We start from the raw sequence: 13,555 nt of genomic DNA on the forward strand, positions 1-13,555 counted from the left end.
TTGACGAAATAGCGCGAGATTCGGTAGTATAGACCATCTTCTTTCCCCCCATTTTGGCGATGATGCCGCAAGCCCTTCAACGATGAAGCGACTGTAAGGAGCACACTATGCCCGATGTCGCCCCTTTTCGTCAGTATCAGCTCGAAACTGCTTACGATGAGTTGTTGCTTAACCCAAACACGCCGCGCCCACACTATCGTTTGCTTGCGGAACGGTTGCGCGAGTTGCCGCCCGATGAGTTGGCGCGGCGCCAGCAAGCAGCCGATTTGGCGTTTCTCAATCAAGGGATTACCTTTACGGTTTATGGCCGCGATGAAGGCACCGAGCGGATTTTTCCCTACGATCTGCTGCCACGCATCCTGACAGCCAAAGAATGGGATACGATTGAGCGTGGTTTGGCGCAACGAGTAACCGCATTAAATTTGTTTTTGCGCGATATTTACCACGAAGAAACTATTTTAAAGGCTGGGATTGTGCCGCGCGAATTGGTCTATAGCTGTCGCCATTTTTCACGCCAAATGCGCGGTGTGAGCGTGCCACGCGATCGCTATATCTCCATCGTTGGCACCGATTTGATTCGTTTGCCGAGCGGCCAATTTGCGGTGCTTGAAGATAATTTGCGGGTTCCCAGCGGGGTTTCATATATGCTGGCCAATCGTTTGGTGATGAAACGGGTCTTTCCGCAGTTGTTTGCCAGCTACGGCGTGCGGTCGATCGATCATTATGGCCAAGCGTTGTTAGCAACCTTGCGTTCGTTGGCGCCCCAAGGCCGTAGCGATCCAACGATTGTGTTGCTAACGCCGGGGGTTTTTAATTCGGCCTATTACGAACACACCTTTTTGGCTCGCCAAATGGGCGTTGAATTGGTTGAAGGCCGCGATTTGATCGTCCACGACAACGTGGTGTACATGCGCACCACTGCTGGCTTGCGGCGGGTTGATGTGATTTATCGGCGGGTCGATGATGAATTTATCGATCCCTTGGCTTTTCGCCATGATTCGATGTTGGGCGTTGCTGGCTTGCTGAATGCCTATCGGGCTGGCAATGTGGCTTTGGCCAATGCCTTGGGCACAGGTGTGGCCGATGATAAGGCGATTTATGCCTATGTGCCAGCGATGATCAAATTTTATCTTGATCAAGACCCGATTTTGCCCAATGTGGAAACCTTTTTGCTCAGCGACGATCGCCAACGTCAGCATGTGTTGCATAATTTAGATTCATTGGTGGTCAAGGCGGTCGGCGAATCTGGCGGCTACGATATGTTGATCGGGCCGCATAGCACGCTGGAACAACGTGCCCAGTTTCGCGACCGTATTATTGCCAATCCCCGCAACTATATTGCCCAGCCAACCCTTGCGCTTTCTAAAGCACCATGTTTTATCGATGGCCAACTCGAAGCGCGCCATGTTGATTTGCGGCCCTACATTTTATTTGGCGACCAAATTAGCATCGTGCCCGGTGGCTTGACTAGGGTGGCCTTGCGGCGCGGCTCGCTGGTCGTCAATTCATCGCAAGGCGGCGGCAGCAAAGATACGTGGGTGCTTTATTAAAGGATGAAGGATGAGGGATGAAGACAGAAGTCAAAAATAGCCAAATCTTCCTTCGCGATCTTCGCGTTCTTCGCGGTTTCGTTCTTCGTGGTCTTTGTGCGCTTCGTGGATCAAAACGTTAACGCAGCGACGCAGAGAAGCGAAGGATGAAGACAGAAGTCAAAAGTCAAAAGTCAAAAAATAGCCAAATCTCCCTTCGCGATCTTCGCGATCTTCGCGGTTTCGTTCTTCGTGGATCATCATTAAAAATTGGGGGTTGCTCATGTTATCGCGCGTTGCTGATAGCCTGTATTGGATTGGCCGCTACCTTGAGCGAACAGAGCATACTGCTCGCTTGCTTGACGTGAATTTGGCTTTGATGCTCGACCAAACTCCAGCCGCAGCCGAACGCCGCTGGGAGCGTATGCAAACCTATCTTGCATGGCAATACGATGGAATTCCCCAAACTTACGCCTTGGTACAAGCCTTAACCTTTGATGTCAATAACCCTGGCTCGTTGGTTAGTTGCATTGGCGCTGCCCGCGAAAATGCCCGCCAAGTGCGCGAACAAATTAGCTCGGAAATGTGGGAGCAACTTAATCGGCTCTATTTACAAGTCAAGCGTGCCACGATGGAGCAATTGTGGCACGAGCCGCACGAATTTCTCCACAATGGGTTAAAAGAGGGCATTCATCTTTTTCAAGGGATTACGAATGCAACCTTGAGCCATGGCGAATGTTGGCATTGGCTGCGTTTAGGCCAGTTTATTGAGCGAGCCAATGCCACAGCGATTTTGCTCGATGTGCATTTTGCCGAGCCAAGTGGCGCTGCCGATGCTCAAGCCAATTATTTGGATTGGGTTGGCCTATTAAAGTCCTGTACAGCCTTCGAGGCCTATTGTAATGTATACACTGCTGATATTCGGCCAGAACGAATTGCTGAATTTTTGTTGTTGAACGCTGAATCGCCGCGCTCGGTGCGTTTTGCCGCCGATCAGATTGCGATTTCGATTCAAGCGATTGCTGCCAATACGCTTGGGCGGCGCGGTGATCGGGTCAAACGCTTAGCGGGGCGCTTACAAGCTAGCCTTGATTATGGCCAAGTCGATGAGATTATGGCCGATGGCCTGAGCGGCTATTTGGCCAGTATTCAACAACAATGCCAACAAATTCATACCAACGTCTATCAGACCTTTATTAGTTATCCGGTTGAGACAGCATTGGTATAAGGATGATCATGACAGCAGCACAACAGCGCATGCTCGCGGCACTCAAAGGGTTGTCGGTTGGTGAAGCCTATGGTCAACAGCTTTGGCAACAGGTGCAAACTGGGCTTGCAGTCGCCGAGCAACCAAGCCTTTTGCCAGCACCATGGCTGTGGACAGACGCAACCCTCATGGCTTGTTCATTGGTTGATCACTTGTGGCATTATGGCACGGTGCATAGCGCGGCCTTGGCTGCCGATTTTGCCCTGCGCTACACGCCAATCCGCGATTATGGCACCGCCATGCATACTCTCTTGGCCAAACCGCGTGATGGGGCGGCGGTGATGAGCGATGCCCAAAATTTGTTTGATGGCCAAGGCTCGTTTGGGGTTGGCGCGGCCATGCGGGCGGCTCCGTTGGGCCTATTTTTTGCTGAAGCGCCGCTGAGCCAAGTTGCCCAACAAGCTCAACTCTCGGCGCTCACCACCCACACCAATCCAGAGGCGGTGGCGGGTGCGGTGGCGGTGGCAGTGGCCGGAGCAATTCTCTGGCGCGAGCGTGATCAGCCGTTACGCCAGCCATCGGCAATCTTGAATGAAATTGTGCAATATCTACCAAGCAGCAGCCTTGAGCATCGCCTAGCCTTAGCCGCCGCCATGAACGATCGCCAAATGTGGCATCATATTGCCTTGCGATTGAGCAATGGCTACCAGCATAGTGCTCAAGCCATTGTGCCATGGTGTTTGTGGTGCGCTGTGCATTATCGGGATGATTATGCGGCGGCGATTGAGCAAGTCTGTGCTGCCGGCGGCAACGTTACCTCAATGGCGGCGATTGTTGGTGGGCTGTTGGCAGGAACTTTAGGCCGCGATTGTATTCCGCCGCCTTGGCTGCGCGCCCGCGAACCCTTGCCCCACTGGTTTTTGGCCAGCCTTGGAATTGAAACCGATTGATTGTTTGAGTTTTGGCAGGTGCTATGTACTACACCATTCGCCACGTTACCCGCTTTCGCTATAGCAACCCAATTAGCGAAAGTATGATGGAAGTTCGCAAACAGCCCCGTACCGAGGGCGAGCAACGCTGCCTTTCGTTTGACATAACCACCAAGCCCAAATCGAAAGTCTTGGTTTATCTCGATTCGCAGGGCAATACGGTGCACCATTTTGATCTACCTCGTGCCCACACCCAGCTGGAAATTGTGACCCAAGCCTATGTGGAAAATCGTGTTCAAGCGCCAGCAGCCGATCTTACGCTCGATCTCAGCACATGGCAAATCCTCGAAGATCATGCCTTGAATGGCTACGATTGGGATTATCTCAACCCAAGCCAATTTGTGGCTTCAACCGATTTGCTCCAAACTTTCGCCGCCGAAATTGGCCTCAATAAACAGAGCGATCCGCTTTCCTTGGCCCGACTGATTACCCAATCAATCTACGATAAATTTGAGTATGTTCCACAGAGCACACGTGCTGATTCGCCGATCGACGAAGCTTTAGCGACGCGACGCGGAGTTTGCCAAGATTACACCCATATTATGCTCAGCCTCTTGCGCTCGTTGCAGATTCCGGCGCGCTACGTGAGCGGCTATCTGTTTCATCGAACCGATGATAGTGTGCGTTCTGCTGCTGATGCTTCGCATGCGTGGGTCGAGGCCTGGTTGCCCAGCCTTGGCTGGATCGGCTTCGACCCAACCAACAATGTCGTGGTCGGCGATCGCCATCTGCGAGTAGCAATTGGCCGCGATTACGCCGATGTACCGCCGACGCATGGCATTTTCAAGGGCGAAACCCAAAGCACGCTCGAAGTCGCGGTGCAAGTGCGCTTGGCCGACGAACCATTGCACGCCGACGAGCCGTCGCAGCTCGCAGGTTGGTCGCAGGTTGAGGGTGGCGATGTGGCGGCGGCAATTCAACAAATGCAGCAACAACAATAGGTTTTATTCAAAAAAGCATGGGTGGTTTTCGCCCATGCTTTTGCTTTAAGTTGGCAGTTTGTAGGTAATTTTCGTATCGTCGACCTGAATAATTCCACGAGTTTTTAGCTGGTTGATGAGTGATGCTAGTTCTTGCTCGGATAGTTTTTTGGCAAAAATTGCATTGATCGTGTTACTCAGGGTTTTAATCGTTCGAGGCTTGTTACTTTTATTAGCTTGAAGATATTTACTGACGATCTCAATCTTTTTTGGTGGGGTTGGAGTTGGGGATGCCTGTTGTTTCGATGCTGTTGTTGCTTGAGCTACTTTTATGGGAGGAATCTCGCTAACATCTTGAACCCGCTTGGCCATAATCTTTTTCGTTTTGAGGTGCTGAATCAAGGGATCGAAGCCGGTATCTTTGGAAACAATATGAAAATAGGCATTTGGTTCTTGGGCGGCTAATTGCCCAATATAAAAGGCAATATGAAAATCGAGCGCATTGCTGCCATTGCCCGATATTTTGATGTAGCAGGCGCGTTCGCCGAGCTGCTGCAGGGCAACTGCAATCTCAATTGGCACTTTTGTCTGATTTGCGCCAACGAAGATCAGTAGTTTAATTTGTTTGTGATTAAGCAATTCGATTGTGGCTGGTTGCACATTTTCGTAGTCGATCAGCACAAAATTGGTTCTCAAATATGCCCCCTTAGATGATCAGCAACGCTCCACACCACCCTTATTTAAACTAGCTGCATCCTCATGATAATCGATTTGGAGCACTTAACCAAGCGGTTTGCTTAATTGCTCGTTCAATGCCCAGGCTGGCAAGGGTTCTCTGGCTGCACGCCACGCGCTAGGGAGGCCCTCAAGGCCCACATAACAGGCCACGATTCCCCCAACGATCGCGCAAGTTGTATCACAATCGCCTAAGCCTTCCAACGTCAGCCAAATTGCTTGCTCAAAATCGGTTAAGTGTTGGGCAGCACACCACAAAGCAAATGGCACCGTATCTTGGGCCGAAATCTTGCTGCCATTGCCCAAATGTGCCGCAACTGTAGCAATTGGGGTGGTCGAATCAAGCTCAATCGCCATGGCTAAGCCCTTGGCTACTTGGCTTGCTGGCACCCATGGCTGAATTAATTGTAAAAACGTGCTTGGGCTTGGCACTGTGGTTTGGTGGGCTTGCCATGCCAACGCTGCTGCAATCGCCACCGCAATCGCCCCAGCAATTGCTTCAGGATGAGCATGGGTAATTTCGGCAGAAGCTGCTGCTTGCTGGGCAACGCTTGGCAGATCAGCAGCCCAAAACGCGCCAATTGGTGCAACCCGCATGGCCCCGCCATTGCCAAATTAGCCTTGGCCTTGATGCAAACTTGGCGCTTCCTCGCGCCAACTTTTTCCGCGCTGAATGCGGCCTAAAATTGCTCTGGTAGCTGGGCCATAGCCGCGCGAACGCTCGTAGTGCAGGGCAAAACTTTGGGCCAATACATCTTGATCGATGGTTGCGGTTTGGCGCAGCACCGAAAAAACCGAAGCTGCCATTTGAGTGTCATCAGTCCAATGCCATGGGCCTTGGGGAACTTGGCGCAAACGCACGCGCGCAGGCACTGTCGAATGGGCAAATTCAAAAAAACCGCCCAATGCATCGCCTATCGCCAAGCCTTCGAGGGCAATTTGGGCACGATCTAGGGCGCTATCAGGGTTCATTCAATTAACCTCAACTTCGATAATTCGGTTTATTTTAAAGCAGGTACAGCAAGTAAACGCACACGTTTAGGCTGTTTTGGCTGTGACTGCGAATGTCACACGCGCTTGGTATGCTAGGCTTGCGCTTGAAGTAAGAGTTGATCCAGTATTAAGCGAGTGTTTCAGAGCGCAAAGGAGGCTTGATGATACCATCATCGCTTAACCCACCCCAAGTTTTCCAAAAATCCACTCCGCGCAATGTCAAGGAAGTGCCGTTTGTTGAGCTAGCCGATGGTCGGTTGCAAGGCGTTATCTCCAGCGGCTCGGATATTCAGCGGGTCTATGTGGCCTATTTCGAGGCGCGCAGCCTCAACTTCTACTGTAGCACCAACAATAATCGCCCGTGTGGTGGCTTGCGGGGCAGCCCATGCAACCATCTGATCAATTTGCTTGAAGAAGGCATTAAGCAATTTGGCATTCCAGCTATTTTGAAATATCTGCAATCTGCCCACGACCCAACCACCATCACCACAATTGGCGATTTTTTGAAGCTTGCTGGCCATATAACCCACCAAGCGCATGGCGCAATTTTCAGCCGCTTTCTTGGCTCGCTCCAGTTGCTTGAACTTCCGCTCAGCGCATTGCCATTGCCAGAGATGGATTGGTTTGCAGGGGGCGCGTGATGCTTGCAGCTGAATTTCATGCTAGCAATGAACTAATTCAAGCAATCGATCAGCTGTTGCTGGCGGGCTTTACCAATCTCAATCATAGCCATCAAACGACATTACAACGGCTGGCCCAAGTCTATCGTGCCACGCCGCTCGAAGCAGCAATGCTCAGCGCCGTGACCGATTTGAGCGATGGCGTGTTGCAACCAGCCGCTTTTAAGCTGCTGGCCGTTGCGCGGGCGGCGATCCAAAGCGCGCAATACGATCAACTTTCGCAGCAACTGAGGGCGCAACTTGGCCGCCCAACGAGTAATCAGCCGCTGCCTACCATCGCTGCGCTTGAATCGACCCCGCCCTTGTTGAGCAGCGTGCAGCATTGGCTGACTGATTTGGCAGTAGTGGGTTTTGCGCGGCTTGAGCCTGCAATGATCAACGCTTTTAGCCCAACCCTTACCCAACTCCAAGCCAACCCAGACTATCTGCGTACCGCCGCACTTTTGGCGGGCTGGATGCACGAACTTGTGCTTCAGCCAGAGCAATTGCCGCTCTTTCGCTGGGCCGATTTGTGGACGCGGGCAATGCTTTCAACCCTCAGCATCAGCGCAACTCCTGCAACCCAAGCTATCAGTGGCACGCTGTATCCTTTGGGCTTTGAATGGCGCCACCATTCCACCCTGGTCAGTTGGGTCTTGTACGCAGTGCTGGAGGCTGAAGCAACGCCGCGCATGGTCACCATCACCCAATCGGCCTATAAAGTTGCGGCCATTCAGGACGATCAACTGTGGTTGCTCTTTCCCGAGGCTAGCGTGTTGTTCGAAAGCCTGAGCACTGGCAAGGCTTTGGTTTTGCATAATCAGCAACTGCTGGCTGCTGGCCATTTACTGTGGAATGCGGCGGCGGCTCAGTTGGGCGATAAATATGATTTGCTTGCGGTTGCCGAGCGCCATTTTGGCCTGAATGCCAAGCAACCACTTGACCAAGCCCAACTTGCGCCCGAACAACGCCACCCAGTGCATTTGGCTGAGCCGATTGTGCTGAGCGACTATCAACTAGATCAAAGCGCCGAAGATGCCAGTTTGAGCGTTGGTGAACAGCGCTTCAAGCTTGATCTGGGCGCAATCAGCGGTACTGAAATCGATGTTGACGTGCTCGCATCGGCCCAACGCTTGTTTGGTTTGCTGCGCTTCGACGCTGGCGAATGGTTTATACGGCCATTGGCAACCAGCCTCAAAAAAGGCAAGCCATTGTTTATTGGGCTTGAAAACGGCAAAGTTTTCAAGAAAGCACCCAAAAATAACGCAGTTGGGATTCTCAAAGAACGCGCCAGCCGTTTGCTCAGGGAGAAATCATGAACCAATCCGAGCTATTAAATCGGCGCCAAGTGCTCTATTGGCGCATGCTCAGCACCATGTTTGGCTACGACCAACAAGCTGAAAATCTTGAGGCCATGAGCCAGCAGATTGCCAGCGATTTGGAGTTGCCCGAGTCGATTTTGCACCCAACGCTTTCGCTGGATCAGTTGTTTCAACGCTATCCTGAGCTTGAGCCAGAGTTTAATCTGACTGAGCTTGACGATCGCCACGATGAAACAACCTTGCGCCGCTCGTTGATTATTTCGAAGTTAATGCTGAATGTCTTTGGGCCGCAAACCCAAAAGCGCTTGATCAGCGCTGCTGAGTTTGCCCAATGGCTCAAAGATGTAGGCCATCTTGAGCGCTGTTTGGGCCTTCAGCCTGGAGCCTTGCGCCAAAGCCAGCCTGGTCAAGGCCAAGCTAGCCAACCTGGTGGTCTCCAAGGCGGCCAAGGCATTGGCTCAGGCTTCAATTTTTCCGAAGAAGATTTGCGCCACGTTATCCAAGGCTTGGAAAAAGATTTGATCAAGCGCATGGCTTTGCGTGAAGTGCTGCAAGATAATCGGCTTGCCGCCCAAATTACACCATCAATGGCGGTCGTTGAGCAATTGCTGCGCGATAAAAGCCATCTTTCGGGAAATGCCTTGAATAATGCCAAACGTCTGATCAAGCAATATGTCGATGAATTGGCCGACGTGTTGCGTTTGCAAGTGATGCAGGCTGTTTCGGCCAAAATCGATCGTTCGGTGCCACCCAAGCGGGTGTTTCGCAACCTCGATTTGAAACGCACAATTTGGCGCAATCTGACCAATTGGAATCCCAAAGAAGGCCGCTTGTATGTTGATCGGCTGTATTATCGCCAAACCGCCAAAAAACGCACGCCAATGCGCATGATCGTCGTCGTCGATCAATCTGGCTCAATGGTCGATGCGATGGTGCAATGTACAATTTTGGCCTCGATTTTTGCTGGCTTGCCGCATGTCGATATGCATTTGATTGCCTTCGACACGCGCATGCTTGACCTCACGCCGTGGGTGCACGACCCATTTGAGGTTTTGCTGCGCACTCAGCTTGGCGGCGGCACAAGCATCAACGAAGCCTTGCAATTTGCCAGCGAGAAAATTCTAGAGCCACGCAAAACCGCAGTGGTCTTGATTACCGATTTTTATGAAGGCGGCTCGCAGCAAGTGCTGCTGGATTCGATCAAAGCTATGATCGAATCGGGCGTGCATTTTATTCCGGTCGGCGCGGTCACTAGTTCTGGCTATTTCAGCGTCAACGATTGGTTCCGCACCAAGCTCAAAGAGATGGGTCGACCAATTTTTGCTGGCAGCCCCAAAAAGCTGATCGAACAAATTAAGCATTTTATTACGCTTTAGTAAGGAGTTTTGCTCATGTCAGATACATTATTGCGCTTGCCCGCCGAACTCAAATATGCCGACGAATTGCGCTATTTGGCCGAACGCGACACTGGCCAACGCCCTGCGCGCTGGTTGCTTTCGCCGCAAATGGTGCGCACCTTCGTATTGGGCAGCACGCCCGGCCAAAAGCTTGATCGCGAGATTGCCCAAAAATGGTATGGCGACCCCAGCATTGCCGAACGGGCAATTGTCACGCTGGCTTCAGATCGCGGCTTGCTCTTGATTGGCGACCCTGGCACTGGTAAAAGCTGGTTGGCCGAATTGCTGGCGGCGGCAGTTAGCGGCAATTCAACCTACGTGGTGCAAGGCACGGCGGGCACGACTGAAGATCAAATTAAATATTCGTGGAATATTGCTATGGTGATTGCCGCTGGCCAATCGCGTGAGTCGATGATTGCTTCGCCAATTATGACCAGCATGCAGCTTGGGGCGATGGGTCGCTTTGAAGAATTGACCCGCTGTACCAGCGACGTGCAAGATGCACTAATTTCGATTTTGAGCGAAAAATACATTTCGATTCCTGAGTTGCGCGAGCAAAACGTGGTCTTTGCCCAACAAGGTTTTAACATTATTGCTACCGCCAACAGTCGTGATCGCGGGGTCAACGACCTTTCATCGGCGCTCAAGCGGCGTTTCAATTTTGTGCATATTCCAGTTGTTACCAACAAAAAGCAAGAGCGCGAAATTATTCTGTTCCGCACCGCCGAAGTTTTGGAGCGCCAACAAGTGCGCGTCGACGTGCCACCAACTTTAATCGATGTGCTGCTGCAAACCTTCGCCGATTTGCGCGAAGCCAGCGCCAGTGCTAGCTCCGACGATGCCAAGCTTGAATCGGCGCTCTCGACCGCTGAACAAATTGGCGTGCTCGAAGATGCGGTGCTCTATTCAACCTACTTTGGCGAGCAACGCCTAACGCCTGAAATTCTTGGGCGTTCGTTGGTTGGCACGCTGATTCGTCGCCGCCCAGAAGATATTTCGGTGATGAACAAATTCTGGCATAGCGTGGTGGCCAAGCACAGCGAAAAACATCAAGGCGAATGGCGCGATTTCATGGCTGGCGGTCAGGATGCAATGAAGGTCATCGAGGGGTAACCCAATGCTTGATTCACTTACCCAGCAATTAAATGCTACGGCGGCGGCCTTTACCGAGGATGCAGCCGCCTTGCAACGCTTGCTTCAGCGCATGGCTCACGATGTTGAGCGCGCCGAACACGAAGCGCTTGATCTCTTTCCGGTGGCGCATCACTCGCCTGCTTCGGCCTTGCAACTGGTGCGCCGTTTGCACCAAAAGCAGCCCAAAGTCATTTATATCGAGCTTTGCGAAGATATGCTTGATTTAGTTGGTCATTTGCGCGATTGTAAATTGCCAGTCGCGTTTCAGGCTTTTGCTGCCGAAAGCGAGTTGGTGCCAGCAGAGGCGCTGCCAATTAGCGTGATTGCGCCCTTGACTGAATCCTCAGCAGAATATCAAGCGATTGCCTATGCCTTGACCCATCCCGAAACGCAGTTGGTGTTTGTTGATCGTCCGGTTGATTATGTGTTTCAATGGCAACCAGTGCCGATTATCAACGAAGCTGAATCTGACGAAGACGACGAGGCCGCCCAGCTTCATGGCAAATCAATTGGCGTGACGATTGGCACGCTTGAGCCAACCTTCGACGACTTTTTGCATTATTTGCTGCAAAATTCCAACTCGCGCCATTTTACTGAATGGTGGGAGCAATACGTTGAACGGGCGATTTTGCACGCTGATTATTCAACCTATCGCCAAGTGATGACCTTGGTTGGCAGCCTAATTCACCAACTTGGCCGCAAACCGCAGGATGTGATCAACGATCGTTTGCGTGAACGCTATATGTGGACGCGGATCAAACAACATTTGGCTGAGCATGCAATTGATCCTGCCGATGCCTTATACATTTGCGGCGCGGCCCACTTGGCCAGCGATGTCGCCGAATTTGGCACCAATACTGCTGAGCAATGGGCCGACATGCCCGCCAAAAGCGCTACTCAATGGCTGTTTGGCCTAATTCCATCAAGCTTTGTGGCGATTGAGCAACAATTCAATCATCCAGCAGGCACGATTGCTTTGGCCGAAGCGACATGGCGTAAAAGCCTCAAAGCTGGCCAAGTTAAGGCATTTCAGCTGAGCAAAGATCAAAAAGCTGCCAAGCCAAGTCGGGCCAAAGCGCCAGTTAGCGCAACCCAACCCCACAATCCGCAGGCTTTGGCCAACTTTTTGCAACAGCCGCCCGACGTTGCCGAAGCCGACCACGAGCAATTGCTCGACTGGTGTGCTCGCATTGTGGCCTTGGCGCGCGAAAATGGCTATTTGGCCAGCACCGCCGATTCGATTGCAATTTACGAAACGGCCTATCTGTTGGCCAATATTCGCAATCGCTATCAGCCTTCGCCCTACGATTTTCAAGATGCGGCGATTACCTGCTTGGAAAAAGATCGCACGCCGCGCAAACGCAATATCAGCCAATTGTGCCGCGTGTTGTTGGGCGGCGATCGGGTTGGCACAGTTGGTTATGAATCGCTGCCGCCATTGGCCAAAAATATCTATGACCGCTTGGCTCCGTTGAATGTCAACCTGTACGCCAAAACCAACCAACGGGCCTTAATGGATTTTAGCCAAAGCCCCGATTTGCTCGATAGCTCAGAGTTATTGTGGCGCTTGAATTATTTGTTGGGCGATTATGTGGTTCAACCAATTATTGGTGAGCGCAAACTTGGCAGCAAGCCAGTCCAAGAATCGTGGGAGATTCGCATTGGCAAATATCAACGCGATGTGATTCAACTTGGCTACGAGGGCATTACCTTGGAGCAAGTGCTTGAACAGCGGATGCGCCAACGGGCCTTTGGCGATGATGCGACCGCCGCCAAAGCATTACACACCGCCGAAGCCAGCTTGATGTATTTGCGTAGCCCGCGCTTTACCGAAGAATTGGGCTTTCACAGCCGCGCCTTGCTCATCCAAGAAACTGGGGTGCAAGATGCGCCGGATATTTTCGACCGCGCGCGCCATTTAGTCCAATATTATCGCACCACGCCGCAGGGCTTGGCGGTTTGGCTCGAATCGTTTGTGGCAACTGGCTACAGCCATTATGCCTCGTTGCTGCCGCAGGCAATTGCCGATCGTGGCACAACCCCAGAAGTGGTTGCTGGCATGTTGGGCTTTATCTTCTCGCTCGAAAGTTTGGCCTTGTCGGTTGGCTGCCAGCGTAGCGAATTGATCATTAGCGTTGAGCTGGCTGGCAAGGGCGAGGTTGTTCCCGATAAACTTGGTTTGTTGTGGGTGGCCGAGTGGCTGCTCAATCGGCGCACAATTCAATCAATGCGCGAATTTTTTGCGCATCTCACCGAAGATTCGCTGAGCTTGCAAGGGTTGCCAGCCTACTTGAACGGCTTTATTTTGGCCTTGAAGTTTGCTCCACGAATTGCCTTGTTTGTGGTTGAATTGTTGAGCCATATCTTCCGCGTCGTGCCCGATTCGGTGCTAATTCCATGGTTGCCTGGCTTTATTCTGCAACTGCGCCGCAACGCAACAATTTTGGAGCCATTGATCAAAGAAGCAGCCTTGGTCTTCCCATCAAATGTGGCTGGGCTGGGCAACTGGCAACCAAACTGGATGCAAGATCAACAACGTTTGCCAGAAGGTGAAGTGACAATAAGCGCCGAGCTAAGCCCTGATGATCAATTAGTTCATGAGTTATTACTCGCTCATCCTGCTGGTATGCAAGCGCTGGCCGTGTTGCTCAAGCTTGGGTAGCGATGAGG

General features: G+C 51.9%; 10 protein-coding genes and 1 pseudogene. 9 read left to right on the forward strand and 2 right to left on the reverse strand.

The annotated features are described in order from the left end of the window. The first annotated feature begins 107 nt into the window (after positions 1 to 107). The 4 genes from SE18_RS13590 to SE18_RS13605 all read left to right on the forward strand — a co-directional run bounded on the left by SE18_RS13590 (position 108) and on the right by SE18_RS13605 (position 4,666). Entirely contained in the window at positions 108 to 1,550 is a 1,443-nt protein-coding gene (locus SE18_RS13590) for a circularly permuted type 2 ATP-grasp protein (RefSeq protein ID WP_054535011.1), read from the forward strand. A gap of 262 nt (positions 1,551 to 1,812) precedes the next feature. Beyond that, entirely contained in the window at positions 1,813 to 2,757 is a 945-nt protein-coding gene (locus tag SE18_RS13595; RefSeq protein ID WP_054535012.1) for an alpha-E domain-containing protein, read from the forward strand. An 8-nt stretch (positions 2,758 to 2,765) separates the two neighbouring features. Further along, positions 2,766 to 3,686, forward strand: coding sequence for an ADP-ribosylglycohydrolase family protein (locus SE18_RS13600; protein ID WP_054535013.1), 921 nt, complete (start codon positions 2,766 to 2,768; stop codon positions 3,684 to 3,686). Positions 3,687 to 3,709: 23 nt separating this feature from the next. Then, complete coding sequence (locus tag SE18_RS13605) at positions 3,710 to 4,666, forward strand: transglutaminase family protein (protein WP_054535014.1); 957 nt, start codon at positions 3,710 to 3,712, stop codon at positions 4,664 to 4,666. Positions 4,667 to 4,711: 45 nt separating this feature from the next. Here the strand turns inward: SE18_RS13605 and SE18_RS13610 are convergent, their stop codons facing one another. Then, a complete protein-coding gene (locus SE18_RS13610; protein ID WP_054535015.1) occupies positions 4,712 to 5,341 on the reverse strand; it encodes a PIN domain-containing protein in 630 nt (209 codons plus the stop codon). Positions 5,342 to 5,425: 84 nt separating this feature from the next. Beyond that, positions 5,426 to 6,352 (reverse strand): annotated as a pseudogene (locus SE18_RS13615) (ADP-ribosylglycohydrolase family protein). Positions 6,353 to 6,534: 182 nt separating this feature from the next. Here SE18_RS13615 and SE18_RS13620 point away from each other — a divergent pair. From SE18_RS13620 to SE18_RS13640, 5 genes are read left to right on the forward strand one after another with little or no spacing between them, the layout of a single operon-like run. Then, on the forward strand, positions 6,535 to 7,014 hold the full coding sequence (locus SE18_RS13620; protein WP_054535016.1) for a hypothetical protein: 480 nt from the start codon (positions 6,535 to 6,537) through the stop codon (positions 7,012 to 7,014). Beyond that, a complete protein-coding gene (locus tag SE18_RS13625) occupies positions 7,014 to 8,351 on the forward strand; it encodes a hypothetical protein (protein ID WP_054535017.1) in 1,338 nt (445 codons plus the stop codon). The genes SE18_RS13620 and SE18_RS13625 overlap by 1 nt, the downstream gene beginning before the upstream one ends. Beyond that, the gene (locus SE18_RS13630) at positions 8,348 to 9,730 is read left to right on the forward strand and encodes a VWA domain-containing protein (protein WP_054535018.1); all 1,383 of its coding nucleotides are present in this window, start codon (positions 8,348 to 8,350) and stop codon (positions 9,728 to 9,730) included. Before SE18_RS13625 ends, SE18_RS13630 begins: the two co-directional genes overlap by 4 nt. Positions 9,731 to 9,745: 15 nt before the next feature. Continuing rightward, a complete protein-coding gene (locus SE18_RS13635; RefSeq protein WP_054535019.1) occupies positions 9,746 to 10,864 on the forward strand; it encodes an ATP-binding protein in 1,119 nt (372 codons plus the stop codon). A 4-nt stretch (positions 10,865 to 10,868) separates the two neighbouring features. Then, entirely contained in the window at positions 10,869 to 13,547 is a 2,679-nt protein-coding gene (locus tag SE18_RS13640; protein WP_054535020.1) for a DUF5682 family protein, read from the forward strand. The last annotated feature ends 8 nt before the right edge of the window (positions 13,548 to 13,555 follow it).

Source organism: Herpetosiphon geysericola (genome assembly GCF_001306135.1).
GTDB lineage: Bacteria > Chloroflexota > Chloroflexia > Chloroflexales > Herpetosiphonaceae > Herpetosiphon > Herpetosiphon geysericola.

Excerpts from the sequence above, each read along its gene's own strand:
- SE18_RS13635 (WP_054535019.1), top strand. The coding sequence starts at position 9,746 with ATGTCAGATACATTATTGCGCTTGCCCGCCGAACTCAAATATGCCGAC.
- SE18_RS13590 (WP_054535011.1), top strand. The coding sequence starts at position 108 with ATGCCCGATGTCGCCCCTTTTCGTCAGTATCAGCTCGAAACTGCTTAC.
- SE18_RS13605 (WP_054535014.1), top strand. The coding sequence starts at position 3,710 with ATGTACTACACCATTCGCCACGTTACCCGCTTTCGCTATAGCAACCCA.
- SE18_RS13595 (WP_054535012.1), top strand. The coding sequence starts at position 1,813 with ATGTTATCGCGCGTTGCTGATAGCCTGTATTGGATTGGCCGCTACCTT.
- SE18_RS13600 (WP_054535013.1), top strand. The coding sequence starts at position 2,766 with ATGACAGCAGCACAACAGCGCATGCTCGCGGCACTCAAAGGGTTGTCG.
- SE18_RS13625 (WP_054535017.1), top strand. The coding sequence starts at position 7,014 with ATGCTTGCAGCTGAATTTCATGCTAGCAATGAACTAATTCAAGCAATC.
- SE18_RS13620 (WP_054535016.1), top strand. The coding sequence starts at position 6,535 with ATGATACCATCATCGCTTAACCCACCCCAAGTTTTCCAAAAATCCACT.
- SE18_RS13640 (WP_054535020.1), top strand. The coding sequence starts at position 10,869 with ATGCTTGATTCACTTACCCAGCAATTAAATGCTACGGCGGCGGCCTTT.
- SE18_RS13630 (WP_054535018.1), top strand. The coding sequence starts at position 8,348 with ATGAACCAATCCGAGCTATTAAATCGGCGCCAAGTGCTCTATTGGCGC.